Annotated in this window: 29 protein-coding genes and 6 pseudogenes; 13 read left to right on the forward strand and 22 right to left on the reverse strand. The window is 46.3% G+C overall.

All coding sequences use genetic code 11. The annotated features are described in order from the left end of the window. Nucleotides 1-149: 149 nt before the first annotated feature. The 6 genes and pseudogenes from ltrA to HGD79_RS25845 all read right to left on the reverse strand — a co-directional run bounded on the left by ltrA (nucleotide 150) and on the right by HGD79_RS25845 (nucleotide 7221). Nucleotides 150-1559, reverse strand: a pseudogene (ltrA, locus tag HGD79_RS25820) (group II intron reverse transcriptase/maturase). 42 nt (nucleotides 1560-1601) lie between these two features. Further along, nucleotides 1602-2789 (reverse strand): annotated as a pseudogene (locus HGD79_RS25825) (ISL3 family transposase); the annotation flags it as partial. Between the two features lie 117 nt (nucleotides 2790-2906). Continuing rightward, complete coding sequence (afaD, locus tag HGD79_RS25830; protein ID WP_105910642.1) at nucleotides 2907-3356, reverse strand: AfaD family invasin; 450 nt, start codon at nucleotides 3354-3356, stop codon at nucleotides 2907-2909. Then, nucleotides 3353-5800 (reverse strand): fimbria/pilus outer membrane usher protein, encoded by a 2448-nt coding sequence (locus HGD79_RS25835; protein WP_094308965.1) that lies wholly within the window; start codon nucleotides 5798-5800, stop codon nucleotides 3353-3355. The genes afaD and HGD79_RS25835 overlap by 4 nt, the downstream gene beginning before the upstream one ends. Before the next feature lie 15 nt (nucleotides 5801-5815). Then, nucleotides 5816-6577 (reverse strand): fimbria/pilus periplasmic chaperone, encoded by a 762-nt coding sequence (locus HGD79_RS25840; protein ID WP_074425405.1) that lies wholly within the window; start codon nucleotides 6575-6577, stop codon nucleotides 5816-5818. Between the two features lie 140 nt (nucleotides 6578-6717). After that, a complete protein-coding gene (locus tag HGD79_RS25845; protein ID WP_157769469.1) occupies nucleotides 6718-7221 on the reverse strand; it encodes a CD15/CS22/SEF14 family fimbrial major subunit in 504 nt (167 codons plus the stop codon). 431 nt (nucleotides 7222-7652) lie between these two features. Here HGD79_RS25845 and HGD79_RS25850 point away from each other — a divergent pair, with 431 nt between their 5' ends. From HGD79_RS25850 to HGD79_RS25865, 4 genes and pseudogenes are all read left to right on the forward strand, one after another. After that, nucleotides 7653-8261, forward strand: coding sequence for a helix-turn-helix domain-containing protein (locus HGD79_RS25850; RefSeq protein WP_074425400.1), 609 nt, complete (start codon nucleotides 7653-7655; stop codon nucleotides 8259-8261). A gap of 52 nt (nucleotides 8262-8313) precedes the next feature. Next, a pseudogene (locus HGD79_RS25855) lies at nucleotides 8314-8922 on the forward strand (autotransporter outer membrane beta-barrel domain-containing protein); the annotation flags it as partial. Nucleotides 8923-9135: 213 nt separating this feature from the next. Then, on the forward strand, nucleotides 9136-9600 hold the full coding sequence (locus tag HGD79_RS25860) for a hypothetical protein (protein ID WP_232683390.1): 465 nt from the start codon (nucleotides 9136-9138) through the stop codon (nucleotides 9598-9600). Between the two features lie 213 nt (nucleotides 9601-9813). Then, nucleotides 9814-10644: an AraC family transcriptional regulator gene (locus HGD79_RS25865; RefSeq protein WP_112889124.1), complete on the forward strand. Its 831-nt coding sequence runs from the start codon at nucleotides 9814-9816 to the stop codon at nucleotides 10642-10644. 130 nt (nucleotides 10645-10774) lie between these two features. Here the strand turns inward: HGD79_RS25865 and HGD79_RS25870 are convergent, their stop codons facing one another. Then, nucleotides 10775-11731, reverse strand: coding sequence for an IS481 family transposase (locus tag HGD79_RS25870; RefSeq protein ID WP_112889123.1), 957 nt, complete (start codon nucleotides 11729-11731; stop codon nucleotides 10775-10777). Here HGD79_RS25870 and HGD79_RS25875 point away from each other — a divergent pair. Both HGD79_RS25875 and HGD79_RS25880 read left to right on the forward strand, forming a co-directional pair. After that, a pseudogene (locus HGD79_RS25875) lies at nucleotides 11694-12146 on the forward strand (IS110-like element ISEc21 family transposase); the annotation flags it as partial. The gene HGD79_RS25870 and the pseudogene HGD79_RS25875 sit on opposite strands and share 38 nt — an antisense overlap. Nucleotides 12147-12162: 16 nt before the next feature. After that, nucleotides 12163-12471 (forward strand): annotated as a pseudogene (locus HGD79_RS25880) (integrase core domain-containing protein); the annotation flags it as partial. Between the two features lie 29 nt (nucleotides 12472-12500). Here HGD79_RS25880 and HGD79_RS25885 read toward each other — a convergent pair. The 10 genes and pseudogenes from HGD79_RS25885 to vapB all read right to left on the reverse strand — a co-directional run bounded on the left by HGD79_RS25885 (nucleotide 12501) and on the right by vapB (nucleotide 17456). Beyond that, nucleotides 12501-12710 carry a hypothetical protein gene (locus tag HGD79_RS25885; protein ID WP_094308932.1) on the reverse strand — a complete coding sequence of 70 codons (210 nt, stop codon included), beginning with the start codon at nucleotides 12708-12710 and terminating at the stop codon, nucleotides 12501-12503. A gap of 48 nt (nucleotides 12711-12758) precedes the next feature. After that, nucleotides 12759-12962 carry an HHA domain-containing protein gene (locus tag HGD79_RS25890; RefSeq protein WP_004150739.1) on the reverse strand — a complete coding sequence of 68 codons (204 nt, stop codon included), beginning with the start codon at nucleotides 12960-12962 and terminating at the stop codon, nucleotides 12759-12761. A 60-nt stretch (nucleotides 12963-13022) separates the two neighbouring features. After that, nucleotides 13023-13517 carry a DNA-binding protein gene (locus HGD79_RS25895; RefSeq protein WP_094313750.1) on the reverse strand — a complete coding sequence of 165 codons (495 nt, stop codon included), beginning with the start codon at nucleotides 13515-13517 and terminating at the stop codon, nucleotides 13023-13025. 30 nt (nucleotides 13518-13547) lie between these two features. Beyond that, nucleotides 13548-14120 (reverse strand): hypothetical protein, encoded by a 573-nt coding sequence (locus HGD79_RS25900; protein WP_094309628.1) that lies wholly within the window; start codon nucleotides 14118-14120, stop codon nucleotides 13548-13550. Nucleotides 14121-14124: 4 nt separating this feature from the next. Beyond that, the gene (locus HGD79_RS25905) at nucleotides 14125-14373 is read right to left on the reverse strand and encodes a hypothetical protein (protein ID WP_065801593.1); all 249 of its coding nucleotides are present in this window, start codon (nucleotides 14371-14373) and stop codon (nucleotides 14125-14127) included. Nucleotides 14374-14651: 278 nt separating this feature from the next. After that, nucleotides 14652-15658, reverse strand: a pseudogene (locus HGD79_RS25910) (IS110 family transposase). 556 nt (nucleotides 15659-16214) lie between these two features. Next, entirely contained in the window at nucleotides 16215-16469 is a 255-nt protein-coding gene (locus HGD79_RS25915; protein WP_095153353.1) for a hypothetical protein, read from the reverse strand. Nucleotides 16470-16532: 63 nt separating this feature from the next. Beyond that, the gene (locus HGD79_RS25920; protein WP_065801591.1) at nucleotides 16533-16778 is read right to left on the reverse strand and encodes a hypothetical protein; all 246 of its coding nucleotides are present in this window, start codon (nucleotides 16776-16778) and stop codon (nucleotides 16533-16535) included. Nucleotides 16779-16812: 34 nt separating this feature from the next. Then, nucleotides 16813-17229, reverse strand: coding sequence for a type II toxin-antitoxin system VapC family toxin (locus HGD79_RS25925; RefSeq protein ID WP_023292131.1), 417 nt, complete (start codon nucleotides 17227-17229; stop codon nucleotides 16813-16815). Further along, entirely contained in the window at nucleotides 17226-17456 is a 231-nt protein-coding gene (vapB, locus tag HGD79_RS25930; RefSeq protein ID WP_021312476.1) for a type II toxin-antitoxin system VapB family antitoxin, read from the reverse strand. Before vapB ends, HGD79_RS25925 begins: the two co-directional genes overlap by 4 nt. Nucleotides 17457-18031: 575 nt before the next feature. On the opposite strand from vapB, the gene HGD79_RS25935 reads away from it, so the two are divergent. The 3 genes from HGD79_RS25935 to HGD79_RS25945 all read left to right on the forward strand — a co-directional run bounded on the left by HGD79_RS25935 (nucleotide 18032) and on the right by HGD79_RS25945 (nucleotide 19902). Beyond that, complete coding sequence (locus tag HGD79_RS25935) at nucleotides 18032-18382, forward strand: hypothetical protein (RefSeq protein WP_000493379.1); 351 nt, start codon at nucleotides 18032-18034, stop codon at nucleotides 18380-18382. A 43-nt stretch (nucleotides 18383-18425) separates the two neighbouring features. Next, the gene (locus HGD79_RS26790) at nucleotides 18426-18785 is read left to right on the forward strand and encodes a hypothetical protein (RefSeq protein ID WP_247653396.1); all 360 of its coding nucleotides are present in this window, start codon (nucleotides 18426-18428) and stop codon (nucleotides 18783-18785) included. 325 nt (nucleotides 18786-19110) lie between these two features. Then, nucleotides 19111-19902, forward strand: coding sequence for a site-specific integrase (locus HGD79_RS25945; protein ID WP_112907394.1), 792 nt, complete (start codon nucleotides 19111-19113; stop codon nucleotides 19900-19902). A 137-nt stretch (nucleotides 19903-20039) separates the two neighbouring features. Here HGD79_RS25945 and HGD79_RS25950 read toward each other — a convergent pair whose 3' ends face one another. Then, nucleotides 20040-20315: a hypothetical protein gene (locus HGD79_RS25950; RefSeq protein WP_000239529.1), complete on the reverse strand. Its 276-nt coding sequence runs from the start codon at nucleotides 20313-20315 to the stop codon at nucleotides 20040-20042. After that, complete coding sequence (locus HGD79_RS25955; RefSeq protein WP_000633913.1) at nucleotides 20309-20953, reverse strand: division plane positioning ATPase MipZ; 645 nt, start codon at nucleotides 20951-20953, stop codon at nucleotides 20309-20311. Before HGD79_RS25955 ends, HGD79_RS25950 begins: the two co-directional genes overlap by 7 nt. Before the next feature lie 228 nt (nucleotides 20954-21181). On the opposite strand from HGD79_RS25955, the gene parM reads away from it, so the two are divergent. Beyond that, the gene (gene parM, locus HGD79_RS25960; protein WP_001103690.1) at nucleotides 21182-22153 is read left to right on the forward strand and encodes a plasmid segregation protein ParM domain-containing protein; all 972 of its coding nucleotides are present in this window, start codon (nucleotides 21182-21184) and stop codon (nucleotides 22151-22153) included. 4 nt (nucleotides 22154-22157) lie between these two features. Further along, on the forward strand, nucleotides 22158-22550 hold the full coding sequence (locus tag HGD79_RS25965) for a plasmid partitioning/stability family protein (RefSeq protein WP_000340829.1): 393 nt from the start codon (nucleotides 22158-22160) through the stop codon (nucleotides 22548-22550). Nucleotides 22551-22554: 4 nt separating this feature from the next. On the opposite strand, the gene HGD79_RS25970 is transcribed toward HGD79_RS25965, so the two are convergent. Genes HGD79_RS25970 through HGD79_RS25980 form a run of 3 tightly spaced genes read right to left on the reverse strand, consistent with a single transcriptional unit; the run spans nucleotide 22555 to nucleotide 24508 of the window. Then, a complete protein-coding gene (locus tag HGD79_RS25970; protein ID WP_000457496.1) occupies nucleotides 22555-23826 on the reverse strand; it encodes a Y-family DNA polymerase in 1272 nt (423 codons plus the stop codon). After that, nucleotides 23826-24263 (reverse strand): translesion error-prone DNA polymerase V autoproteolytic subunit, encoded by a 438-nt coding sequence (umuD, locus tag HGD79_RS25975; RefSeq protein ID WP_000109071.1) that lies wholly within the window; start codon nucleotides 24261-24263, stop codon nucleotides 23826-23828. Before umuD ends, HGD79_RS25970 begins: the two co-directional genes overlap by 1 nt. Beyond that, nucleotides 24260-24508, reverse strand: coding sequence for a DinI-like family protein (locus HGD79_RS25980; RefSeq protein ID WP_000618110.1), 249 nt, complete (start codon nucleotides 24506-24508; stop codon nucleotides 24260-24262). The genes umuD and HGD79_RS25980 overlap by 4 nt, the downstream gene beginning before the upstream one ends. Before the next feature lie 417 nt (nucleotides 24509-24925). Here HGD79_RS25980 and HGD79_RS25985 point away from each other — a divergent pair, with 417 nt between their 5' ends. Both HGD79_RS25985 and HGD79_RS25990 read left to right on the forward strand, forming a co-directional pair. Beyond that, nucleotides 24926-25828, forward strand: coding sequence for a DUF1281 domain-containing protein (locus HGD79_RS25985; RefSeq protein ID WP_001302618.1), 903 nt, complete (start codon nucleotides 24926-24928; stop codon nucleotides 25826-25828). Continuing rightward, complete coding sequence (locus HGD79_RS25990; protein WP_032317461.1) at nucleotides 25825-26136, forward strand: hypothetical protein; 312 nt, start codon at nucleotides 25825-25827, stop codon at nucleotides 26134-26136. Before HGD79_RS25985 ends, HGD79_RS25990 begins: the two co-directional genes overlap by 4 nt. Nucleotides 26137-26209: the final 73 nt, after the last annotated feature.

Genomic DNA, 26209 nt, shown 5'->3' on the forward strand with positions numbered 1-26209 from the left:
GGCGTGCGGCAACAACAGGACGAACCGGGGCGGTTTTCAATTTGCAGCCGCCAGGCTGCCGTGGTTCAAAAAAACGGCCTCCGCAAAATAATGTTGCGGTAGGGATACCCGTTACCGGGTACCCCCGCACAGTTCCCGGCGTGCGCTATTCACGCACCGGGCTCCTGCCTTGGGTGTCTGGCGGTGAACCGCTCCACAGGCCATGGATGCAGAACCCGAACCTTCGGCAGCCATACGGCTGCCAGTCTGTTTGCTTTCGTCCATGTCGTATCATCCTGCTGCCTCCTGCGCCTCAGCGCCCGCAGCCAGAGGTCTGTTACGTATATCCTGAACTTCCGCATCATGGGATAGTTGCCCGGGACTGAGTGGTAGTTCAGGTATCCCTGAACCACTCTCCTGAGCCATTTTCCCTGTTCGGGGATTGACTAATGCCAGCGCTTTCGTAGTCCGTCCTTGATCGCTTTCAGTGTCGCCGTCATCCTATCCCGGCGTGTCTTTCGTATCAGCATGAACCTGCCACTACGATCTTTCCCACTGATATGCGTGAACCCGAGGAAGTTGAACGTTTCTGGTTTACCTTTTCCCCTGCTGGCGCGGTTTTCGGCTGCGAAGCGCCCGAACTCCATCAGTCGGGTTTTCTTCGGATGTACCGTGAGTCCGAACTCCTTGAGTCTGCGCTGCATGGCTATACGAAAGCGTTGAGCGTCGATTCGCTTGTCGAACCCGATGACTATGTCATCTGCGTATCTGACCATGACCACATTGCCTGTTGCATGGCGGCGTCGCCACTGATGCGCCCACAGATCGAAGACATAGTGGAGGTAGATGTTTGCCAGCAGCGGCGAGATAACCGCACCCTGTGGGGTGCCTTCCTCCGATGCCCGCCATTCTCCTTCCTCTGAGGTCCCGGCTGTGAGCCACTTTCGTATGAGCCTGATTACCCACTGGTCGCCGATTCTGTGTTCTATGAACCTGATTAGCCATTCATGGCTTACCTTGTCGAAGAACTGACTGATATCGGCATCCAGTACCCAGTTTACATTGGTCCGAACCAGCGCTGTGGCTAGTGCGTCCAGCGCATTGTGCTGGCTTCACCCGGGTCTAAACCCGTATGAAAACCCCATAAAATCATTTTCGTAGACTGCATTCAGGATCTTAACCAGCGCATACTGGACGATTTTGTCCTCCAGTGAGGCGATGCCGAGCGGGCGCTGTTTTCCATCCGCTTTCGGGATGTAGTGCCGCCTGCCGGCCTGAGCCCTGTAACTGCCCTGATGAAGCCTCCGGTGCAGATCTGCTATGTTGACCTTCAGGTTTTCGGCGTAGTCCTTCCACCTGACACCATCAACTCCGGCAGCCGCTTTCCTGCTCAGGGAGAGGAATGCGTTCTCCAGTGCCTCTGCTGTCAGGAGGTGGAACAATGCGGTAAACCGTTCTTTCTTCCGCTGCTTCGCAGCTTCCCGCACGCGTGACAGCCTCTGTGACATACTTTCCCGGCTCTGCGTCCGGCGCATGTGTGGCTGTTCCGCGTTTCCCTTGGCCCCGCTCCTTCGCTCCACTGACTCCGCTCCTTGCGGATTGTTCGCCAGCTTCGCAGCTACTATCACTCCCAGCTTAAAGCGCTCCCGGTTCCTGTATCCTCTGGCTTTTATTCTCAGCAGTCTGATCTTGCTGTTCAGCGCCTCTGCATTACCATTCGAGACACGATGACGCATCGCATTCAGTATTCCATATAACCGTTTTTTGATGGTTTTCGCTGCGTTTTTCATCATCGGCACATCACATTCAGACGCCAGCGATATCCACTGCAATCAGTCATTCCTGCGTTCTGTGCTCCAGGGGCGATCCCAGATATTTTTGGCCAGCTCTTTCAGTGTCCAGCACTGGCTTGTCTGCTGCATCTGTTCCCGCAGCCACATCAGCTTTTCCTGCCGGGACTCAGTCATCCATTTGTCGCTGTACTGCCACAGGAAGCGGGTACCTTTGGCCTGACGGCGGCTTTCAACCGGAAGACGGGGATGTTCATTCTGGCGGGTTTTATCCACCACCTCACCCAGCTGTTTCGCTACGTGGAAGCGGTCAAAGGCGATTTTATCAACTGCACACGGTAAGTGGATGCGCGCGGCTCTTATATAGCCCGCATTCATGTCCATTGAGAGCGTTTTAATGGCCTGCAGCTGTCCGTCAGTCAGGGTTCTGAGGTAACTGGCAAGACTTTCCTTACCTCGATCATCCGTTAAAGCCAGCGCCCGCCCGTCACGATCGGAGATCACCGTTATATAACGATGTCCTTTTTTAAAAGCGACCTCGTCCACATTCATATGCCGGGCTGCTAATGGCTTTTTTATCCGTGCAAGACCTCGTTTAACCGCGCGGCTCATAATGCCGTCAACGGCATTCCAGCTCAGTTTGAGTGGTTTCCTGACTGCATCAACAGTGCTGATTTTCAGCCATGAAAGCACGAATGATTCGGACAGCAGCGTATACCGGCTGCCGGGTCCCGCCCACGGAACAGGCAAAGTCTGGCATCCATGCTTCGGACACATAACACGGGGCACACTGGCTTCAACTATTGTGGCGAACTGGCAGGTATCGAGGTGGCGCCATTTACGATGCCGGTGATCGTGAACGGGGCAGGATTTCCCGCAGGCTGGACAGGTTAACTGAGTATTTTCAGCGATCCCGACAGTAACGGTAACAGAAGCGGCATTTTCATCGAGAGAAAGAGACTTTACCTGCCACGGAGCTGACAAGTTGAGGATATGTGCATAGAGGGACTTTTCGTCCATGGTGGTGACCTCTGGCGATTTAATACGCCATTATCATGCCTTCAGCCACCACAACAAGGGAAGACCCATAAATAACCGGTAACTGTCAGATCAGGTCTGAGCTAATACATGTATACATCAATCTGTTTTAACTTCTTTAGCAAACAGGTGTATCAAATAAACATCCGGATTAACTCTGTAATTATTTGAAAAATATAGTTCAAATTTTGATAGCATATTGATGCGCGAACTAATTCCTAGTCCAGTTTTATCCGGATGCCAGCCTTCGCCACCAAGCCTTATTGCTATTCTGTTTTGTGGATTGTTTTTACCTCTAAATATGTATGTTGCTTGTTGTCCGGGTACTTTTTCTGCACTAGAACTTACTATGACATATGATTTACCATCACTTTTTACATAACCTGTACCCAAAACATGGTTGTTCTGAGTGGATTCGTTGAGTTTTTCATTATCCATATTGATGCTAATTTCCAATTTTTTAGCTGCAGCTATCGTTGAATGTGTTAATAACGAAAATAGTAATAGCATCAATAGACTGTAGTTTTCTTTTAATAAGAAGCATTTCATTTACAAACTCCATTCAGGAAAGTTAGCGATTGTACTTTTGCGTGATGTCCTGTAAGGTTGTAACTGACCTTACAACTATCAGATGCTTCTCTTCCCCAAGTCGCATTTATTTCCTGTGTTCCATCGAGACCTGTGACATAAGCCTCGCCATTATCGCCAACAATAGATGTTGATTGCACCACTCCTTTTTCATCTTTAACTGCTAAAATTGTGCCAAAAGGTAGATGTTTTCCTTTTTTATTACTGATTTTAATGAGTGCGTTCACTCCGATACTGGTATTATATTTTGCCTTAACAATCGCCCCTGTAGTTGGGACTACTTTAATATCAGTTTGTTTAATGCTGCTATTATTTGGCAGCGAACTAGGATCTATTGATACTGTATTGTCCATATATGGCATTAGTGAACTAGAGAATGTATAACCTCTAAAATCAGTTTTTATACCAGGAAGTCCTAAAACGGTAGCCCCACTAACACCTTTTGCTTCAACTAAAGCCGTAGTATTGGAAATCCGCTGTCCAAATGTTATCCCTGATGAATGCGCTAAAATACCACCAGAGAGTGCTAAGCCAACTTCACGATGAGTGCTACTATAGTTATAGTTTGCACCAAGTGTTCCATACGTTCCGTTCCACGATGCATTAAAATAACTGAATTTTTTATATTTTGAGGCTTCCTGGATTTGCTCCCTTACTTGCCAGCTCATACGCCTGTCAAATGCCATGCCGTTGAAACCTATATCATGTGTTGTTTTATTATCAGACGATGAAGTCAATTGATAGTTTGCGTAAATCTCCTTATTTGTTAAGTCTTGTAGAGGAATATTTAACATTATGTTAAACAAGTCTTCATTATCGTTCTTTCCATATTTCTTAAAGGATGTTCGTGTATAGCTTAAGGATAGAGATGTACTTCCAATATCTTTTCCATACCAAACTGCAATTGAGTTGCTTCCATTTTTTTTCCAATAGTTATCATGATTATAACTTAAGTTAATCGCCCCCCAAGCGCCCAATGGTTGACTTAACATTGCATAAATTGTTGATTTCTTGCTGTAATATACATAATCATTGTAACTATCTATTGTTTCGGAAAGTGTGCGATAGTCTTTTGAATAATTGTAATGGTTTGCGATAGATATATCAGTATTTGTAGTATTGAGATTTTTAGTATACCTTATGCCATAAGCGCTACCACTTATAAAAGAGGTTTTTTCATACGGTTTAGATTTAGCGTACTTCATGTCGAAGGATATTGCGCCATATTCACCAGCATCCTTACTTATACCAACGGCATAAGAACTATAAATATCGGCTAACTGAACACCGCCAAATATACTTAAACCATAAGGAAGACCGTAAGAATAGGTGCCCTCTGCGAATATTGGTTCATATTTATGTATATCTGTATTGCGATACTTACCAGCCGTAAAACTATAATTTGAATAACCTTTTGCCAGAGAAATAACAGGTATTGTGTAAGGGATAGAATACATTTGTTTCTGTCCGTTACTTTCAATAATGGTGACATCAAATAAGCCACTTCCAAAGTTACTGAATTGATTGCTGTTAATTTCGAATTCACCAGGTGGAACAGAAGTAGAATAAAGAAGATAGCCTTGTTGTCTAATTTCCACAACAGCTTGAGTTTTAGCAATTCCACGGATTTTCGGCGAGTATGCTCTCGCAGAATACGGAATCATATTTTCATCTTTATTAAAGGTAACCCCTCGAAAAGAGATGCTGTCAAAAATATTCGTGTTAGTATATTTGTCGCCAATAATCAATCTGCTTTTTAATGAATTAATACCCCTTTCAGCATATGTATATGCTGACTCAAAATCTGTATTTTCTTTTGACTTTTTCCAAGTTGATAAATTCCTAATGCGCCATGGACCTACGTTGAGCCCTGGTTCTATTTGACCAAAATATGAATCACCTCGTTTATTGTTTGATTTGAGATAATTAGCCTGATAGTTGAATATCAACGCGTTAAGCCCATCATCCCAAAGCGATTCATCAGCAATCTCGCTGTTCTTGTCAGCTAAAAATCCTGATGGGATGTTTAACAGTAAGATTTGATTTGTTGGGTTAAAGAGGTATTTTATATTTTCCTTGTCTAGATTAACACATTGCTCATCATCAAAAATAAACTCATCAATTTTTTTTTGCAAAAATCCATATTTAATTAGGTTTTCTTGTGTCAGGCAAGGAGCAAGATTATTACCTATATTTTTAAAATATATTTCTGTTGTTTCTTTTAGTTCATTATTGATATATATATCAACAACATAGTTTCCTTGGGTTGTCTTGCTGTCAAAAAAATTTAAATCTGCATTTTCATCCATTGCTAAGTAGCGATAATTAAATTTATATTCTTTTGCAAAAGAATCTCCGGAATTAATGATGGATGTAAGGATTAAAACAGGAATGGTCTTCTTCATTTTCATTTCTTATATTTAAAGCGTCACTTCGTTATTAATTTCAGCACCTATATCATCCAATACAACCGAATTAACCTTGTCTCCTTTGCTGGCTTTAGCAAAGTTACTTACGGATTTGTAAGGTTCAATATATCCATCAGGTATAGCGACCTCTTTTCCATTGACAGTTATTCTTGCTATATTTATATAGAGGGGGGATGGGTTTTCTACTAACAATTCTCCCTCCTTAATACCCCATCTTAATTTCTTGTTAGCTTCTTCTACCGATATGTCAACTGATTTCGGCCTGGTTAGTAGCTTAATGCAACTATTAGTAATTACGTTTATATTAACATGTGTTGATTTATTATTGTCCTCAGTATCATAAGAGGATATATTTTCTGGAGGAATACCTTTTACACATATCCAGAATAATGATTCTCTGTCTTTTTTCAGAACATTTGAAACCGGAACAATTCTTAACCTCGTTTGAATTTCACTTTCAAGCCTTAATACAGGCGGTGTTATGATAAATGGGGCTTTCGTCTTTTTATCATCAGAGAAAACCTGAGATTGCACAATTATAGGATATTTTTTTTCATTTTTAATCCAAAAAGATGACGCTAACATTCCCTCATTATAAATTACACGAGTACTTCCTAATCTCAAGCCATAGATTTTATCTTCTATTTTGACAATGGCATTTGATTTCGCAACCGAAGTATTTGCTGTTTGCGCGTGACTTAAAAAAGAAGTTAAAAATAAAACAGGGATAAAAATTTTTCTATATTTGTACATATAGCACTCTTTTATACAAGCATTAGCAACAGTTGTTTATATATGGGTTATTAAATGTTACAACGTCAGCATCTTACAGAATTCCCCCGATTGATAAACACACCCTCAAAATTGAGGGTGTGTTCTGATAAGTAATTTAATTAGTTCTGATATTGTTGAATGTAGAATGTTGCCGTATATGTTCCAGCAGGAATATTATTCCCATTTTGGAAGGATCTAATGTCAAGATTAATGTTATCCCCGGTATTTACTAATTTCCAACCCGGTCCATTATGGCCTGCGATTGGTGTGCTGCTAAGTTGTGGAATTGAGCCATCAGTACGTCCACGTACATAAACCTGACCTGCAGCATTTTTAAATGGGATAGTCGCGAGGCCGCCACTTACACCCGTATCATCTCCTGTAACATAGACCCCTGCGTGAGAACCGGTTAATTGAATATTAAGGGTACCTAGTTTTTGCATGGCCGTAACTGAGGTACCAGATACAGAGGGATCCTGAGTCCAGGTTGCGTTGATGGTATTCTGTGCACCAAATGCTAATGGAGCCTGCACAGTAGCAACATCACCTATAGCTGTTTCAGCGGCATTTGCGGCACCACACGTCATCAAAGCAAGAATAAGGAGGGATAATTTACTACGCATAAATGATATATCCTTTACAAAGAAATAAAAACAATATAATTCACGCATGTTGCGTGATTTATTTTTATAACAATTTAATCGTTAGGTTAAGTGAATTTTTCATTATTCATATTTTTTATCTATTTGGAGTGTTTTGTTGGTTTTGTTTTAAATATTTATCGGATTTTATCTTTTTGCTGATATTGTTTTGTATGCCTATCTTTTTTTGTTATTTTGATTGGCGGTTTTATATTTTAAGTAAGAATGAGTGGATTTAGGGAGGAGCCTTGTTTTAGGCCGAGCAGGGAAAACAGAGTCCATGCTCACCTCAGTTTTTATTTCTCATTATCTGTATTAGTCGCGACTTGATCTGACACATGACCTTGAAAGGTTGAGAGTTACCGGTTTTGATATGGGTGTCGAATCCTTATACAAAACACGAGGTAACTCTCATGCTTCATACTACCAATCCGGTCATCAAACACAAAGCCGGTTTACTCAATCTGGCTGAAGAACTTAGCAACGTATCAAAAGCCTGTAAAATCATGGGCGTTTCGCGTGATACGTTTTATCGTTACCGCGAACTGGCCGATGAAGGCGGTGTGGATGCGCTGATTAATCGCAGTCGCCGCGTACCTAACCTTAAGAACCGTACCGATGATGCAACCGAACAGGCTGTTATTGATTACGCCATCGCTTTCCCGGCACACGGTCAGCACCGGACCAGCAACGAGTTGCGTAAACAGGGCGTTTTTATCTCCGGTAGTGGTGTCCGTTCTATCTGGTTACGCCATAACCTTGAGAATTTCAAAAAACGGCTAAAAGCACTGGAAGAAAAAGTGGCCCGTGATGGCATTGAACTGACCGACAGCCAGAGCGCAGCACTGGAGCGTAAAGCGTGTGATGACGAGGCCTGTGTGGAAAGCTTCTTTCATTCGCTGAAAGTGGAATGTATTCACGGAGAACGCTTTGTCAGCCGGGGAATAATGTGGAATTGTATCGAGTGTGATTACAATCACTGGCGTCGCCACAGTGCGTGTGGAGATCTCAGCCCTGAATAATTTTAAAACCAGAACCTCGCTTAGGACTGTGTCCGCTTTACGTGGGTAAGAGCAATCAACGGGTATTGGTGTGTATGCTTCAGCTATATTTGATTCTAAACTATATATAGATGCTATCGGGAAATATGTTCATTATGATTACGCATCAAATGCGTTAGGAATGCCAGAACAAGATTATGGCTCGCACTCTTGGTATTTGGGCGCTGAGACCGGTTCGCGTTTTTCCTTACCTGGCTAAACATGTATACAGCAGCAAACAGCGTTGATCTACGATGCCGTATCTGAGAATCAGTTTTCTTAGCAATACAATGGGGCTGAGATCAATATGCAACGTAAGCAGATGCAACCGTTGATTGGTCGCACAGGTATTGAATTTGGCAAAACATTCAGGGGTAAAAGATGGGAAATTACGGCATTGACTCTGGTTTATTATCAGTACGATTTGCTTAAGCCTGGCGTGACAACATTCAAAGCTCTGGTCGGTAATACATATATTAATAATGGTAAAGATAGCAGAGTGGTATTCAATATTGGTCTAAATAATAACTTAAAAGAAAACGCTAGGATAAGTCCGAATATGGAGCGTTCTGAGTTTAGTTTTTACAATGCTGATAAGTTAATTAATGCCAATATTAGTTATGCATTTTGGGTAGTAGAGTAGATAAAAAAGAAAACCTGAACATATTGTTCAGGTTTTCTTATTGATTGATTGCTATAGACAGTCAAATATACTTCTCTACTGGGTATTTAGAAGGGTAAAAATTTATCTTATTTTTCTATTTTTTTGAATGGCCTTTTTCTTAAGTTTAGCTTATAGTTGAATTCAATTTAGGTATCTAATATTTTTATATACGATATGAGCGTTGCTCTGATAATGGTTACAAAAGATATTTATTTGAAAAATGGTATCTTATATTTTGCAGACCAAGATGAAGGGTATAAGTGTTTTGAATTCAGTGGCCGTGGCTCTGTGTATGAGGCCGTTCAGCGATATAGTCAAGTTTATATCGCTTGCGATAATAATGATTATTTTTTATACAACCTTGTTTTTTCTGGGGGGGCTGTTAAATGCATATGTGCTGATAATGTAACTATACACAATGAAAATCGTTTATCAATTGATTGCACATACCCACCAGAGCAAATTTTACGCGCTCTTAATGATATTGAACGAGAGATCCTTTATCTCTACTTTATTAAGAGGAGGAAAATAAAGGAAATTTCAAAGCTTACATGTTTAAGCGTAAGTAAGATTTCTTATAAAATAAGAATGATAAAAATTAAATTTGATGCTGAAACGACACGGAAGCTTCCAATTCTTTTTAGACGCTACCTGTAACATAAATTGATTTTCAATTTTTTTCATGATATAACTATTATCAGAGTCAATTAATTTTATCATCATAGTGACTAACTATTTATAGTCTATGAAATTAGTTGATATGTCGATGCGAAACTTTTTATTGGGAGGTATTCATCTTTAAGTTATTTCCGAGTTTACAGAGTGGATATCCCATGAAATTATATTGTTACAAAGCATGGGGGTGACTGTATGAATAGTCAAAATGCTTTAAGTAATATGAGGCTTGCTGTTAGAGGGGATATATCCTGTAACTCTACATTGGTTCTTAAAAAGATTAGATTCTACAATTGTGCTATTATTTATCTTCGCAACGCCCAATTACTGGTTAAAACAATAGACGGGGAGGTTATTAATATTCCGCCTGAATCAATATGTTATATTGAGAAAAATACAGTCATTGATGTTACACTTAACGTGTTAGGTAAAGGCATGCCTTATAATATTTTCCATATAGACAACAATATATTAAGCTGTATCTGCAAAGTCATGGAACCATTGTTACTGAATCCACATAAAGTTGGTTCTATGCGAAGTAGAATTTTTAATTGCACGGCGGATAAGACAGATGTAGAAATATTTAAAATAATCACAGAGGCGAATGTCCCACATCATAGACTAATTTATAACATTACTTATTTGTTATCTAAAGTTGATGATATTGAATCTTTGGTTTGCTCATTATCTGTTTCAACAGACTCTACCTTCACAGAAAAATTAAAGTTAATAATAGAATCTGATCTGTCAAAATCATGGCGATTAGTTGATCTGGCAAATGTTTTACATATGTCTGAAGTCTCAATTCGGAAAAAACTTGAAAAAGAAAATAATAATTTTAATAATTTGATTTTAGATATTAGAATGCAACATGCAGCAAGATTGATAACGACGACTGAAAAACATATTAATAGTATATCTGATGAGGTTGGATATGTTAGTACATCATATTTTATCCGTAACTTTAAAAGTTATTTTGGTATAACGCCAAAACAGTTTTCCTTGAAAGTGAAAAGGAAATCATAATATATTACATATATAGGGTCTTCCCCGATCATGGTGGGAGACTCAGAAGTCCATGTTTAACCTGCCGTAATGTGTATTAGCTCAGACCTGATCTGACAGTTACCGGTTATTTATACAGGTATCTGTTAGATTACATCTGGTCTAAATTTTTCTCAGCCCAGACGTGCTTTCCATCAAGTAACGTTTCCATCGGCGTCCGGCCACAGCACATTTTTCCCTGATGGGTTCGCTCATTATTATAGTGAGCCAGCCATTCATCAAGATCCGACTGTAATGTATCAAGATCGCCGTACAGCTTTTTACGGAACGTTACCTGATAAAATTCGTTCAGTATTGTTTTATGGAACCGCTCGCAGATGCCGTTGGTCTGCGGGGACATCGTCTTCGTTTTCGTGTGCTCTATGTCGTTTATTGCCAGATAAAGCTGATAATCATGCTGTTCCACTTTGCCACAGTACTCTGTGCCTCTGTCGGTCAGTATTCTCAGCATCGGCAGGCCCTGTGAAGCATAAAACGGCAGTACACGATCGTTCAGTAAGTCAGCCGCTGTAATCGGTGTTTTGGTGACGTAAAGCTTACAGTGAGCCACTTTCGAGTACGTATCAACGAATGTCTGCTGATAAATACGGCCGACACCTTTCAGGTTGCCTACATAGAACGTGTCCTGCGAACCCAGGTATCCCGGATGAGCGGTTTCGATTTCGCCACAGGCCTCGTCATCACACGCTTTACGCTCCAGTGCTGCGCTCTGGCTGTCGGTCAGTTCAATGCCATCACGGGCCACTTTTTCTTCCAGTGCTTTTAGCCGTTTTTTGAAATTCTCAAGGTTATGGCGTAACCAGATAGAACGGACACCACTACCGGAGATAAAAACGCCCTGTTTACGCAACTCGTTGCTGGTCCGGTGCTGACCGTGTGCCGGGAAAGCGATGGCGTAATCAATAACAGCCTGTTCGGTTGCATCATCGGTACGGTTCTTAAGGTTAGGTACGCGGCGACTGCGATTAATCAGCGCATCCACACCGCCTTCATCGGCCAGTTCGCGGTAACTCGAGTTACATGACGAAATCGCTGATCTGGATGTCATGATTGCGGCAATTGTCGACGAGTTGGCACCTGAACTGATTAAACGTAATGCTATCGGATACGAAAGCGCTTCACAGTTGCTGATCACTGCCGGAGACAATCCTCAACGGTTAAGATCAGAATCAGGATTTGCGGCACTGTGTGGTGTCAGCCCGGTCCCCGTTTCTTCTGGAAAAACGAACCGTTACCGACTTAATCGTGGTGGAGATCGTGCTGCAAATAGTGCACTTCACATCATCGCCATCGGACGCTTACGAACTGACGCAAAAACAAAGGAATATGTCGCCAGGCGTGTAGCCGAAGGACATACAAAAATGGAAGCGATACGCTGTCTAAAGCGATATATCTCCCGCGAAGTTTACACGTTACTGCGCAATCAAAACAGGCGGATCAACAGTATCCCGATAACAGCTTGACTCTTAGAAGGGCGTCCAAGGCAGTCATTATACGAGCAGGCAGTTCCGGCAGTTACTGTGGCGATACCGGTTCAGGCAGAGTATGAGTCGGCGTGGAAACTGCTGGGATAACAGCCCAATGGAGCGCTTCTTCAGGAGTCTGAAGAACGAATGGGTGCCGGCGACGGGCTATGTAAGCTTCAGCGATGCAGCCCACGCAATAACGGACTATATCGTTGGATATTACAGCGCACTAAGACCGCACGAATATAATGGTGGGTTACCACCAAACGAATCAGAAAACCGATACTGGAAAAACTCTAACGCGGTGGCCAGTTTTTGTTGACCACTTCAATGTGTCAGATCAAGTCGCGACTAATACACATCAGAAGAGTAAAAGGAACTGTTTATAACCATTTGGTTAGCAGAAGAACTACCTAATGCATCCACCTTCGGGGTGACAATAGAAATTCCCCATCCAAAAATAACTACCATAGTGCCTGCTACTGCGGCTAAGAAAAAAGTGGTGAAGAATGCGCATCCGACTACCAGTAACAATCCAATCAGTTCAAATATCATATTCATGATTGCGCTCCAGGTGAGATAACTGCGAACAGACTGATGCTGGCTGTATTATTTAACATATTTCCAGACGCCTGCAGGTATTTTATCATAAAACTTCCCCATTGCCATCTCCGCCAGCCGGTGATCAACCGCGGCATTGAAATGCTCAAGCTCATCATCTGACAGTGAATATTTATTTTTTTCTATAACCCTTTCCAGGGTTTCCTTCGATGTACAGCGCCGTAGTCGTAAAATCCATTCCTGTTTCGTCATTAGTTTTTTATATCCTGAGGCTTCCCTGGTATTTAATTTTACAAATAACGCGAATTTCTTTCAGGCGTTATGGCCCGTGCCGTTCTGCTTCAGATAATCACAGATGCTCAGACCGGACAAGCGAATGTTATCCGAAATCTCCCTGAACTGCTCCTCCCAGCCGTCCTGCAGCTCCCTGATTGCCGCGATCTGGAAAGCAACACTGAAAGGCGTTCTGCCCAGTTTCTCGGAAAGCCAGAAAAGATGCCTGCCAATCTCTTCGTCCGGTACCGAATCGAGCGCATCACTCAGTAAGGTTTTTTCGTCTTCCTGCCAGGGATGACCGGCTCGCGGAAAACGCGGATCAGGCTGGCGGTCTTTTTTCTCCCTTTTTTCCCGTCTGGCAACGGCCGGCGCTTCGCCTTTTTTCATGCCGACGCGCGCTTTCATGGCGCCGATGGCGGCGACGGCCCGGACCAAATCCTCGCGCTCCTGGCGCGTGAGCAGGCTGTCCTCGCAAATCAGGGTGTTCAGGTTATCGATCAGCGTATTCAGCCCGGGTTCAGTGACTTTCATTTTATGCTCCTGTTCCTTGTGTGGTGCCGATCAGTCCCGGCTCTCATTCACCTGGACGATGACCGGCAGGCCTGCATCAAAACAGGTCTGATACCAGCTGGCCACCTGCAGGGGATCGCCCTCTTTTATCCGGCGTATGCCGCCGGCATCCGTCAGCTGCAGGCAGGTGGACCCGTCCGGACGGATCACGTAGGCCGCTTCCCTGATGGTGTAATGGCCGTCACCCAGCTGCAGCGCCACCGCGTCACCGGCAGCTGCCTGGCGTAACGGCAGACGCCGGACGTCTCTCAGCCGTTGTCGTGCCGTTTCAGCCTCGCGTTCTGCCTGGAAGAGCGGTTCTGCAATGCCGCGACCGGCCTCCGTCAGCTCGACGGCCAGCTGCAGGTTCGGGGCGCGCAGGGTGCGCAGCCAGCCCGCGGCTTCCATGCGCCGGCAGGAGGCGCGCAGGTTAGGCCCGTACACCGGAGCGTTCCCGCCCTGCTCCAGCACCCGCTCAATATCCTTTGTTGCCACCGGTCCCGGACGTTTCGCATCGAGGGCGGCCAGCACAATCAGCACCCGGCGCTGCAGCGGCGATGGTCGGCGGACGTTCACCGTTGTCATGAAATCAGACCTCTTTTCCGACTATAAGGGCTTTCAGGCGCGCCAGGTCGGCCTCAACGCGTTCATTTCCGGTCACCCTCGTATATCCAGAAATTGCCAGCCGGTGCCAGAAAAGCAGTAAGGCTGAGGCTTTCTCCAGTTCCCGGCCGTACAAATAACCATTCTTGTCCAGATTGCATTCACGGATACGCTCTTCCGCTATCCGGGTCAGCTGCTCATAGCTGAGTGAAAAATTCACTTCTTTCTCATCCATCCTGCACTATATGAACGCGTCCCGTTTGCAAGACTTCCGTGGTGTTGACGTTGACGGTAGGTTGCAGCTCTATATTCGGCCTTATTGCAGTCGGAGCTGAGGGCCTCGATGAGATTCGCTGACTCATTCCTCATTCGCTCCGCGGGTTTTTGAACCCAGTGCAGCATTCAGGTTTGGTGAGTCACGGTCTTACCTGTCGTTGTCATCGCTACGGCTGCCCATGCAACCTTTCAGCATTCACCCTTATGTTAAGAGTTATTGTTTATCGGTATCAGTGATTAATAAGGTCTGATACTGATGTGATTTTTGTCATACTTACGGCCATGGGCCGCTATCGCCCATACCGTTCGGGCCAGTTTGTTTGCCATTGCTACTATCAACACGCCTGTCGGACGTCTTTTTTTCAGTTCCGTTATCCATGGCCCCGGTTCTTTTGCCACTAATGACGCAGCCCGGGCACCATGCACAAACAAGTATCACCGCGTTTACTAATACCCAGCAGACGCACTTTTCCTCCTGAACCAGTCTGTTTTGGTACGAGACCGACATAAGCAGCGAACTCTCGCCCGGATTTAAATGCCGATGCTTCTCCCATAGTGGCAACTGCGGCTGTGGCAATGAGTGGCCCTACTCCAGGGATTTCCATCAGCCGTTTACAGGTTTCATTTTGCCGGGCAACGCTGTTAAGTTGTTTTTCGATTCCATCTATCAACATGTCCAACTCATTCAACCTGTTGTATTGATCTTCCAGCACAGTAATAAGATATGGTGGCAGCTTCGCCTTCATTCGTTCCAGGGCCAATGGCAGTTCTTTGTCCATAGCTGCTCGTCCTTTGTGGATGATTTCCCCAAATTCCAGAAGCGTTCCATGCAGGGCGCTAATCTGTGCAGTACGAAACTTAACTAATTGACGGCGAGAACGATGCAACACCAGGATCGACTGCTGCTCTTCCGTTTTTACGGCTATAGCTTTGCCGGGTTGCTGGACCGCAACCCAGATAGCTCGGGCATCCATCACATCATTCTTGTTGCCCATAACGAATGCTTTAACGAACCGTCCCTGCATCAACCGAACTGAGTGCACCATCTTCTCCAGCTCACGCGCCCAGTGCTGCGATCCACCACATGCCTCCATACCAATCAGGCAAGGTTCCCTATTACTGAAAAATGATAGAAAATCTTTGCTGCGTAATTGCTTATCAACCACTTCACCTGTGTGCTCATCGATGAAGTGAACTTGAATCAGACTTTTTGCGATATCAACGCCTACAGGTAGATATTTCATGATCGTATCCTTCAGTTATCCGGGTGTTTTGCGATACTGTAAGGATTGACACTCCCATTTCCCCGATAGCAATCACAAATCCCCTACCCAAAAACACTTTTGAATCAAGACTGAGGCGGAGCGCAACACAGTGAGCACCGAACAGTCTTGCTGAAAAAGTGGAGATTTAAACTCCGTTTGAGAAGGGTGGGATGCGTTCATCTCATTCGCTCCGTCTGATAATGTCCGGTTAGGTTAAAAATCATACATCGAATGATTTGTTACTCATTATTTAAACATCATATCAGATATTATTTTTTGGTTAATGCAAAATGTCATATTTAGTATGATTTTGTGCGCGTGACTTAATAATCATATCATTTACCGGTTTCCCGCCCCGTCTTGTCACCGCAGAAAAGGCATAAAAAAACCGCCGGGAAGACGGTCTGTATGCAGCTGGCAGGGGAGATCAGGAGGTGGCGCTGGCCAGCCTGGCCGCAAATCCGGTGAAAAAGAGACCGACTAGGGCATTTCTGATTGCAGACAGTCTGCGGTCACCACAACTGCCGGTGCGGCTTCAGTCGGGATAGATGGATTCTTTTCTGGCATTAATGCCCTGAAGACGAACACGGTCGTTATCAGGCAAATGGATACCCATCAGGCGCAGGACAAAGCCGCGCCAGCCCCGGTTAACCTGACGGTTATAGTCATACAGGTGAGCATTCTCTTTTTTCAGCCTGGACCATTCATGCATGAGTGTTAGCGCATCGAGCTCGGTGATATGCTTCACTTCACCGCCGATACGTACCGTGTTAATTCCTGTTACCATCATGATGCTCCCCTCCGGCGATATCAGTTTCAGATTAACGTTGTATTAATGGTACCGGGTAAGCTGTCAGGCATGGCCCGGTTTAAAAAGATACGCTGCCAGTTCGGCAGCGGTGATATCAAACTCAAGCTTCTGTATTAATTCGGCCAGTTTTTTCTCTGCCGTATCGCGGTCAATCCGATCCAGCAAAATCTGGATAACGGCGAGTTTAAGCTCCTCCGCAAGGAGTTCCGGATCAATAACAATATCACCGGAAATTTCTTCAGCCGGTTCACTGAAAAGCCAGCCGTAGTCGGTGTGTTCAGCATTCATGTCTGTCGTCTCCGTCACGGAAATTTTTACGGGATTAATTCACCCAGTCTTCCAGCACCAGGCCCGGGACCCGCGCAAACTCTCTTACATTATTCGTCACCAGAACGGCGCCGGCCGCGATGGCGTGCCCGGCTATCGCCGTGTCGTTCGGGCCAATCGGCGTCCCGGCCTGTCGCAAGGCCACCTTAATCTCCGTGGTCGCATCCACCGCGGCTCGGTCCCAGGGCAGGATGGCATCGAGGCGGGCACAGAACGCGTCAACCAGCTCGATATGGCGCGGGGAGGCCTTCGGGCCGGTGGCGCCGAAGCGCATCTCGGAGTAGGTGATGGCCGAGACCACGATACGGTGGCCACGCAGCACCGCCTGCTCCAGGCGCTTCAGCACCGCTGCCGGCTGCTCGCGCATGATGAACGAGCAGATGTTTGTGTCGAGCATAAAAGTCTTTTTCACAGGTCAAATCGTCCTTCGTCGCTGACCACATCCTCGCGTTCCGCCATAAAGTCCGGATCGGCCCTGTCCAGCTGCGCGAACGAGCCCCAGGTCGGCCGGACGGGACGCAGAATGATGCTGTCCCCTTCCCGGACGATCTCCAGCTCGCTGACGCCGTCAAAATCCAGGTCACGGGGCAGACGGATGGCGCGGTTATTGCCGTTTTTAAATATCGAAACTGTGCGCATGGTTTTTCCTCATATGCTGAGTGTGCCAGGGAGTATTCCCGCATAGGTGAAGTATATGCCTGCAAGCCTGGTTTGTATAGGTGTTACATATGCAGATGGTAAACATATGCGTATGTTTGCCCTATGCAGATGCGTGGCATATGGATATGCTGCACATATCCTGTTTTCTCATTTCTTCACCGCGGATCCGAAAAAAGCCAGTTCAGGATCTTCCTCTCCCCCCACACAACGCCACCTCCTGTCAGCACAACATGTGGTATCTCATTCAGCTGCTTATGACACTATATGTTGTGTCATCTCCCTGACCAGTGATGCGCCGCGCAGGGGCGGAAAACAGCGATATGATTATTTTCTCAGCGTGGTACACTTCCGGAAAGTTGTGATATTCCGGAAAGTCGGATCTGACGGAAACGGCTCTCCGGTAATTTAACTGCGTTTCTATATGGCTACTTATTATTTCAGTATGTGAAATTCATTTTTTGTGAAAGTCACTGTTCTCAACAGAGTGGCACTCATCTGGCGATGATTGAGGTGTGGTAAAATTGCACGGCTAACTATTCAACTGAGGAAAGGACATGTTTACTGCATTCAATGAGAGAAATGATTTCAGTTATGCTTTTGAAAAAATCCGTAATGCGATTTCCGCGCCAGGAGAAAATAATGTTTATGCTGCAACAGAATTAGGTCTTGGCATTCTGCTCCGTAAATACGAGCAGTTTCGCCGGGAGCTGGATGCGGCCGGTGAGCTGGGAAACTGGGAATATGATCTCGATACCTACAATCACTGTATTGCGGTGCTGCAACGTTACTTCACCGGCAATCCATCCGGGCTCACAGAACGTGATGCCCGGATTTACAGCCATTACCTGCAGACTGAGCACAAAGGCTTTGTGAAGCTGGCTGAAGAACTGGCTGCCGACCGCTGAATACATACAGAAGGCGGGATTTCTCAACAATAAAGGAATAAACATGGCTGACTGGTTTATTGCGACCGAAGGCGTGAAGGTGGTGAAGGACAGCGCCAGTCTTGGGCCGCAGATAATTACAGCTGTATCGACCATCGCATCTGCTGTCGGAGCGGTGTTGCTTACTCACCACTTCACACTCAGACGTGAGGAGAGAACTGCAGCAGCGAAGCTGGCCAGCGAGCGTCTTTACATTAGTACAGAGCTGGTTTTTTACTTGAGCGATTTGCGCAGCGTTGTGCTCCAGCAGCAACAGCAACTGTGGAGCACGATCAGGATGGCAGAGGAGAAGCTGAGTTCTTATTACCGGAAATCGATTATTCCCCGGTATCTGGTAACTGGCGCTCCCTTCCTTCTGGCCTGATGTATAGGCTCAGCGAACTCTCTGTTCTCAGCTACGAAGCTGTCGTGTGTGTAGATAATGTGTTTGTTGAAGATACTCCTTATGGTGGAGCGGGTGAATATAGTTTGCATAAAAACGCAGCTATGTTGGGAGTAAAAGCACTGCGGTTATCACGAGAACTGAGAATGTTATGTGGCCTCCCTCTGCACGGCCTTTCCGATACACTATCGCCAACGAGGTTGGTATTGTTGAAAGCCAGAGGTAAAACACTCCAAAAGGAGTACGAAATGGTAAAGAAGTCTAAAAAGACCGAGCAAGAGATTGAGGATTTCATAAAGGGGACATCATGAGTGGCCCACAATTGCTTTCCCTGCCTGGTTCTTTTTTAACGCCTCCGGCAACATTACCTGTTGCCATTGATTACCCGGCTGCGCTGGCACTACGTCAGATGGCACTTGTGCAGGACGAATTACCAAAATATCTGTTGGCGCCGGAGATCAGCGCCCTGCTCCACTATGTACCGGATCTGCACCGCAAAATGTTGCTGGCCACCCTGTGGAACACGGGCGCACGTATAAACAAAGCGCTGGCGCTGACGCGGGGAGATTTTTCTCTGGCGCCGCCATATCCGTTCGTACAGCTGGCCACGCTCAAACAACGGACTGAAAAAGCGACCAGAACGGCAGGCCGTGTCCCTGCTGGCAGTCAGGTGCATCGCCTGGTTCCCCTGTCCGATACACAATACGTCAGCCAACTGCAGATGATGGTGGCCACGCTGAAAATCCCACTGGAGCGCAGAAACAAACGAACCGGAAGAATGGAGAAGGCGCGCATCTGGGGAATCACCGACCGCACAGTTCGCACCTGGCTGAATGAAGCTGTAGAGGCCGCTGCGGCCGACGGCGTGACGTTCTCTGTTCCGGTTACCCCACATACTTTCCGCCATTCCTACGCGATGCATATGCTGTATGCTGGTATTCCGCTGAAGGTGCTGCAGAGCCTGATGGGGCACAAGTCGATTAGTTCGACAGAGGTGTACACGAAGGTGTTTGCGCTGGATGTGGCTGCACGGCACCGGGTGCAGTTTTCGATGCCTGAGTCCGATGCTGTCACAATGCTGAAAAACAGACACGCATAAGTCACAAATCATAATTATGAATTGTGATTTATTCTATAAAAGAAGAGACCACTGCAATATGTGATCTCTTGTATGCAAGGGTGCTTAAACAGTGTGAATTCACAAGTGTGATTTCATAAGTAATAACTTCTTGATTATTACGTTAGTGTTTTTAAGTATTGCTCAAGGGCTACTCTGACGATGGCACTTACATTTTTTGGATCTTTACCATTGCGTTTATTCCTCAATGCCAGATCTTCTATTGTGACAAGCATGCTTTCACCAAGAGAGATTGTCGTCCGACATTGTTTTTCTGGTTCGGGTTTTTCCGGCGCGCCGTATGGTTTATCCGCAAGGCGCTGAGCCAGAGCCTCTGCTTGTTCTACCGTAACTGCAGCTCTGTTTAATGCTTGCTGGCTGGGTTTCTTCACCATGGGCCAAATACCTCATTCATTAAATGTTCAATTTCTGCTCTGGCTGCTGTATTGTTCGTTTCTACTACACCGGTGCCGTTGCTCATGCAATCGCGATAGACTTTTCTGAAACAAATAACTGAATCCAGGACTTGAATTGTTGGGAATTCTTCAAGATATTCAAGGAATTCTTTTCTCTCATTTCCCCTCAAAACCGGATTGGTTGTTGCCATACTTTGTAAACAATAAACCTTAAGTTCCGGGTTAAGGTTACGCATTGCGTCTATCTGTTGTTCTAGTTCTGTAAGAGTATCCAGATCTGGTTGAGAACACTGTAGTGGCGCAATTATTTGATGTGCGACAACTCCACTCGTTATGAATTCCTTTGAGTTTCTTCCTGCGACATCCACTATTACATCATCGAACTTTTCATTCAGAGCCTGTAGTGTTTGTGTCAGGTTATCAAATTTCTCAACAAGGGTTATTGCTGGTAACAGTCCTGCAGCTTCTCGTTCCGCATGATGTTTTGCGGCTGTTCGTTGTAGATCTCCGTTTAACAGGCAGACTTCCCTTCCTTTATTTGCGAGAGCAATAGCCAGGTTTGATGCAATGGTAGTTTTCCCTGAACCACCTTTGTTCCCACCAACTACAGTAATCATTGCAACCTCATAAATGTGATGTGTGAAGTATGATGATATTTTGACACGGTAACCTGATGTGTCAACATGCATTCATATTTGTGAAGTATGAAATATGAAGTATGTAATATGATGTAATAAATATTACTTGTGTTTTGTGATTTCATAACTATGATAGTGCTCAAATTGAGTATTACCTTGCAACCAGAAACAGTGATTTACTCAGATTGAGTATTTAAGGGGCTATAGATGAACGTATACTGCGATGATGGTTCAACAACAATCAAGTTGGCATGGAATGACAATGGGAAAATCTGTAAGTCGTTGTCGCAAAACTCATTTCGTCATGGATGGAAGGTTGACGGGTTAGGGATTCGCCAGACATTTAACTATGAACTGGATGGTAAAAAATACACGTATGATGAAGTTAGCAACCAATCTATTCTTACGACTCATATTGAGTATCAATATACGGATGTTAACCTGTTAGCTGTGCATCACGCTTTACTGAATAGTGGATTAGCGCCTCAGCCTGTATCATTGACTGTGACTTTGCCTATCAGTGAGTTCTACACGAAAGAGTGTCAAAAAAATGAACTCAACATTCAGCGTAAAATTGAGAATTTAATGAGGCCGATTCGTCTTAATAAAGGCGATGTTTTCACCATTGAACACGTTGATGTGATGCCTGAATCATTGCCAGCTGTGTTTTCTCGTCTGGTCATGGATAAAGTTGGTCAGTTCGAAAAATCGCTGGTAGTTGATATTGGCGGCACTACGCTTGATGTTGGTGTTATCGTTGGTCAATTTGACTCTGTAAGTGCCATTCATGGTAATTCTGGCATTGGTGTATCTTCAGTTACGAAAGCTGCAATGAGTGCATTGCGCATGGCATCCAGTGATACCAGTTTCCTCGTTGCAGATGAATTGATTAAACGTCGTAATGACCCGGACTTTGTTCGGCAGGTTATAAATGACGAAACAAAAACTGATCTGGTCCTTAATACCATTGAGGGGGCTATTGCCAGTCTGGGGGAGCAAGTAGTCAATGAGCTCGGTGATTTTCATCATGTGAATCGTGTTTATGTTGTCGGTGGTGGGGCCCCGTTGATCTATGATTCGATAAAAACGGCATGGCACCATCTTGGGCAAAAAGTAGTGATGATGGAGTCGCCACAGACAGCACTGGTTGAAGCTATCGCGGCTTTCAAAGAGGAGTAATATTGTGGACGATGAACGGAAAAGGAAAAAATTCACACTTTATCTGCATCCGGAAAAAGCTGCAGACTTTCAAACTTTGGAAGCGATAGAGTCCGTTCCGCGTTCTGAGCGTGGTGAGCTGTTCCGGAATGCATTTATTTCTGGAATGGCGTTACACCAACTTGATCCTCGCCTGCCTGTATTGCTGACTGCCATTTTGAGCGAGGAGTTTTCAGCAGATCAGGTTGTAACCTTACTCAGTCAGACGACAGGATGGAAGCCTTCTCAGGCCGATATCAGAGCTGTGTTGACTGAACTCGGTGCTTTGCAATCTGCTGAAAAAATGCCTCCTTCTGCTACTGATTCGGTGCAGGAGGCAATGAATGATGTGCGCCTTAAAATGCAAAAATTATTCTGATATATCAGAATGAAGCAATGGGGATCTCAGTCCATTGTGTTGTATACGAAGGCGAGAGCATTTCCCGTTTCATTTGCCATTCAGGGGCGGTTCCTCGCCCCGCAAACCACACTTTCCCTTTTCCAGACTGGTTCAGTTCATCGAGTGTTTTCATTAACTTTTCGCTGTTTTTACGGGGCTGGATCTCATCAAATAATCCCGGCTGCGCTATACCCGATGGTGTGAAATCAGCCAGCATGACTCCTGCCTTCATATAGCGGTACCCTTCACGCCAGACATGGTTTAACGCTCTGCATGCTGCGGCAATAATGTCCCGGCTGTCCTGTGTGGGTAATGGAAGCTTTTCCACAGCGGCATTGCTGTAACAGGGTTCTTTTACTGCAAAGGGGGATGTCCGTACAAATGTCGTCACCTGCCGGCAATACTGACGCTCCCCACGTAGTTTCTCTGCGGCCCGCTCTGCATACTGAACAACAGCCTGGTGCATGGCATCTTTGTCTGTGATTCGTTCACCAAAACTGCGACTACAGACAATCTGCTGTTTTGCCGGTGGTGCTTCTTCCAGGGATATGCAGGACTCGCCGTTGAGTTCGCGTACCGTACGCTCAAGAATGACGCTGAAGTTTTTCCGGATGAATGCCGTGTTAGCCTGCGCCAGCTGCAGTGCTGTGTTAATACCCAGCGCATTCAGCTTTTCCGTCAGTCTGCGTCCTACTCCCCAGACCTCACCAACTGGCTGCAGCCCCAGTAGCTTCAAGATCCGATTGCGGTTTTCTGCTGTCAGCGCGACCACACCGGAAAACTGTGGCCATTGCTTTGTTGCCCACTGTGCACTTTTAGCCAGCGTTTTTGTAGGCGCAATGCCCACCCCCATGGTGAGTCCTGTCCAGCTTTTTACCTGTTCCCTGAGCTGATGACCAAAAAACTCCGGAGAGATGCAATGATTTATCCCCCGCAAATCAATGAACATTTCATCAATTGAGTAGGGCTCAACTGCGGGAGAAAGCGACTCCAGAACAGCCATAACCCGTTGGCTCATGCTGTGGTACAGCGCATAATTGCTGGAAAATACATGTATTTTCTTCTCCAGGCGCATCTGTCTCACCTGAAACCAGGGCTGCCCCATTCTGATGCCAAGGGCTTTTGCCTCCGGGCTGCGCGCGATCACACAGCCATCGTTATTGCTGAGTACGATGACCGGTTCGTTGCGAAGGTCCGGGCGGAAAACTTTTTCACATGAGGCGTAGAAACTGTTGATATCAGCCAGTGCAAACATCAGCGTAACTCCCGCGTCCTGTGTATCACGTGAGTGACAACACCAAAAATACAGATGTTTTCCGGATACAGTGTGCGGAACTCCGGGCTGTCTGAAACCGGCTCCAGTGCCGGGCGTGGGCGCAACAGCAGTCGTTTGACGGTGAACTCACCGTCGATCTCAGCGATAACGATGTCCCCGTGTTGTGGTTTTTCGGCCCTGTCCACTACCAGCAGATCACCATTCTGCACGCCAGCCTGGTTCATCGATTCACCGCTGGCGCGCAGAAAGAAGGTGGCTGCAGGTCTGCTGATGCAATAGCTGTTCAGATCCAGTTCCTGCTCAGCATAATCAGTGGCAGGCGAAGGAAAACCGGCCTGGCAACGATCGGCAAACAACGGTCGCACGTAACTGTCATCGCCTGAAGGGTCAGCCGGACGGTGATAAACGGTACTCATGCTGCAGGCAGCCAGCTGTCGTCCTGCCAGATTTCTTCCAGCAGAGACAGGATACGTTCTTTATCCTTGTCGTTGCGGGCTCCTGTGACAGATACAGACGGGGCGCTGCCCTGGTCTATACGCAGCCAGATTTCCGGGTAGTGTGGTTTCAGACGTTGTTCGATTTCATTCTGTAGCGCCTGAAGTGTGCCTGATTTGAGGTTTTTTGTGCTCTGGCGGTCGAAAAGAATTTCAATGCGGATCATGTTCTCATCTCCCTTTTCTATTGCTGTATGCATATACAGTATTCTAATGACTGAATCCACACACAGTCAAATGTCATTATTGTGACTAAAAAGCGCTCAATTCTCTGAGAGTGTGGCTGTATGCCTGCTGTGGACTGCTGTGTTCAGCTTATCCACAGCATTTTGCGCACGGTTCTGTGAATAAAATACCTGGTTACCAAGGCCGTGCCGGCACGTTAACCGGGCTGCATCCGATGCAAGTGTGTCGCTGTCGCCGGCCTCCTCACCCGGTCACGTTTCGTCGTTCCTCCTCCACGCGCTGCGGCTTCGGGGCCGCACCTGCATTCGTATGCGGTCGCCCGGTTACAGGTGCGGCACGGCCTGATGGAGGCCGCATGTGAGAGGAGAATTCCCATGCCAAACTGGTGCTCGAATCGTATGTATTTTTCTGGTGAACCGGCACAGATCGCTGAGATTAAACGACTGGCCAGCGGCGCAGTCACACCGTTTTATCGCCGCGCCACAAATGAAGGTATTCAGCTGTTTCTGGCCGGAAGTGCCGGACTTCTGCAGACCACTGAAGATGTGCAGTTTGAACCGTGCCCCGGACTGACGGCTGCCGGACGTGGTGTTGTATCGCCGGAGAATATCGCGTTCACACGCTGGCTGACACACCTGCAGAACGGTGTGCTACTGGATGAACAAAACTGCCTGATGCTGCATGAACTCTGGCTGCAGAGCGGTACTGAACAGCGTCGCTGGGAAGGATTACCGGACGATGTCAGGGATACCATCACCGCACTTTTCACCGCAAAAAGAGGTGACTGGTGTGGCTTCTGGAGTAACGAGGATGTATCGGTGTGGTGGAACCGTCTGTGTGACAACGTACTGCCGGAAAAAACCATGCCGTTTGACCTGCTGACGGTTCTGCCCACCCGCCTGGATGTTGAAGTGAATGGCTTTAACGGTGGTGTTCTGAACGGTGTTCCTTCTGCATATCACTGGTATACGGAACAGTATGGCGTGAAGTGGCCTGTGGGGTATGAGGTGAATATCAGTAGTCAGGGAGACAACTTCATTCAGGTTGATTTCGACACGCCGTGGTGTCAGCCGGAAAGCGACGTTATTGCAGAATTAAGCCGCCGTTTCAGCTGCACGCTGGAGCACTGGTATGCCGAACAGGGCTGTGATTTCTGTGGCTGGCAGTTGTATGAGCGCGGAGAACTCGTTGATGTGCTGTGGGGGGAACTGGAATGGTCTTCCCCGACAGATGACGATGAGCTGCCGGAAGTCACCGGACCTGCGTGGATAGTCGACAATGTGGCGCATTATGGCGGATGAAGTATGACGGAGACGGGCGGGAAACCGCCCGTTTCTTTTCCGACAAAGGATGTCGCCGTGCTCCTCTTTTTACTGCGCCGGCTGACGCGGCGCGGCATAAACGCTGCCTGTGGTCAGTGTCCCGCGTCCGGCGGGCACGGGACGGGCGCTTTTACCGCTCCCGGCTGGCGTCGATGACAGTGTACGCCAGCCTGTCGCCCTTTTCTGATGAACGCCCTTCAAGCCGCTTTCGCGGCATATTCTCGCCGTCAAAAAGACGACGGCTGCGGTATTCCACGGTCGGCCTGACCCGTTACCGGACGCGGTGAACAGCCCACAGGCAGCGGGGAACGGGCACCACAGGGGTGCCCTCCCGGTGCCCTCTGTAAGAGAAGGAGCGTT

Origin of the sequence: Escherichia sp. SCLE84 (genome assembly GCF_012584495.1) — a bacterium.
In the GTDB taxonomy this organism is placed as follows: Bacteria; Pseudomonadota; Gammaproteobacteria; order Enterobacterales; family Enterobacteriaceae; genus ECMA0423.

Bases quoted from the DNA above. Each gene is read 5' to 3' on its own strand.
- HGD79_RS25870 (WP_112889123.1), bottom strand. From the start codon at position 11,731: ATGACATCCAGATCAGCGATTTCGTCATGTAACTCGAGTTACCGCGAA.
- HGD79_RS25840 (WP_074425405.1), bottom strand. From the start codon at position 6,577: ATGTACAAATATAGAAAAATTTTTATCCCTGTTTTATTTTTAACTTCT.
- HGD79_RS25845 (WP_157769469.1), bottom strand. From the start codon at position 7,221: ATGCGTAGTAAATTATCCCTCCTTATTCTTGCTTTGATGACGTGTGGT.
- HGD79_RS25945 (WP_112907394.1), top strand. From the start codon at position 19,111: ATGAGTGGCCCACAATTGCTTTCCCTGCCTGGTTCTTTTTTAACGCCT.
- HGD79_RS25895 (WP_094313750.1), bottom strand. From the start codon at position 13,517: ATGAAAGTCACTGAACCCGGGCTGAATACGCTGATCGATAACCTGAAC.
- HGD79_RS25920 (WP_065801591.1), bottom strand. From the start codon at position 16,778: ATGAATGCTGAACACACCGACTACGGCTGGCTTTTCAGTGAACCGGCT.
- HGD79_RS25850 (WP_074425400.1), top strand. From the start codon at position 7,653: ATGCTTCATACTACCAATCCGGTCATCAAACACAAAGCCGGTTTACTC.
- HGD79_RS25935 (WP_000493379.1), top strand. From the start codon at position 18,032: ATGTTTACTGCATTCAATGAGAGAAATGATTTCAGTTATGCTTTTGAA.
- HGD79_RS25900 (WP_094309628.1), bottom strand. From the start codon at position 14,120: ATGACAACGGTGAACGTCCGCCGACCATCGCCGCTGCAGCGCCGGGTG.
- vapB (WP_021312476.1), bottom strand. From the start codon at position 17,456: ATGCGCACAGTTTCGATATTTAAAAACGGCAATAACCGCGCCATCCGT.
- HGD79_RS25980 (WP_000618110.1), bottom strand. From the start codon at position 24,508: ATGATCCGCATTGAAATTCTTTTCGACCGCCAGAGCACAAAAAACCTC.
- HGD79_RS25835 (WP_094308965.1), bottom strand. From the start codon at position 5,800: ATGAAGAAGACCATTCCTGTTTTAATCCTTACATCCATCATTAATTCC.
- HGD79_RS25885 (WP_094308932.1), bottom strand. From the start codon at position 12,710: ATGAATATGATATTTGAACTGATTGGATTGTTACTGGTAGTCGGATGC.
- HGD79_RS25990 (WP_032317461.1), top strand. From the start codon at position 25,825: ATGAAGTATGACGGAGACGGGCGGGAAACCGCCCGTTTCTTTTCCGAC.
- HGD79_RS25865 (WP_112889124.1), top strand. From the start codon at position 9,814: ATGAATAGTCAAAATGCTTTAAGTAATATGAGGCTTGCTGTTAGAGGG.
- HGD79_RS25985 (WP_001302618.1), top strand. From the start codon at position 24,926: ATGTATTTTTCTGGTGAACCGGCACAGATCGCTGAGATTAAACGACTG.
- HGD79_RS25955 (WP_000633913.1), bottom strand. From the start codon at position 20,953: ATGATTACTGTAGTTGGTGGGAACAAAGGTGGTTCAGGGAAAACTACC.
- afaD (WP_105910642.1), bottom strand. From the start codon at position 3,356: ATGAAATGCTTCTTATTAAAAGAAAACTACAGTCTATTGATGCTATTA.
- HGD79_RS25970 (WP_000457496.1), bottom strand. From the start codon at position 23,826: ATGTTTGCACTGGCTGATATCAACAGTTTCTACGCCTCATGTGAAAAA.
- HGD79_RS25890 (WP_004150739.1), bottom strand. From the start codon at position 12,962: ATGACGAAACAGGAATGGATTTTACGACTACGGCGCTGTACATCGAAG.
- HGD79_RS25950 (WP_000239529.1), bottom strand. From the start codon at position 20,315: ATGGTGAAGAAACCCAGCCAGCAAGCATTAAACAGAGCTGCAGTTACG.
- umuD (WP_000109071.1), bottom strand. From the start codon at position 24,263: ATGAGTACCGTTTATCACCGTCCGGCTGACCCTTCAGGCGATGACAGT.
- parM (WP_001103690.1), top strand. From the start codon at position 21,182: ATGAACGTATACTGCGATGATGGTTCAACAACAATCAAGTTGGCATGG.
- HGD79_RS25915 (WP_095153353.1), bottom strand. From the start codon at position 16,469: ATGATGGTAACAGGAATTAACACGGTACGTATCGGCGGTGAAGTGAAG.
- HGD79_RS25860 (WP_232683390.1), top strand. From the start codon at position 9,136: ATGGTTACAAAAGATATTTATTTGAAAAATGGTATCTTATATTTTGCA.
- HGD79_RS25905 (WP_065801593.1), bottom strand. From the start codon at position 14,373: ATGGATGAGAAAGAAGTGAATTTTTCACTCAGCTATGAGCAGCTGACC.
- HGD79_RS26790 (WP_247653396.1), top strand. From the start codon at position 18,426: ATGGCTGACTGGTTTATTGCGACCGAAGGCGTGAAGGTGGTGAAGGAC.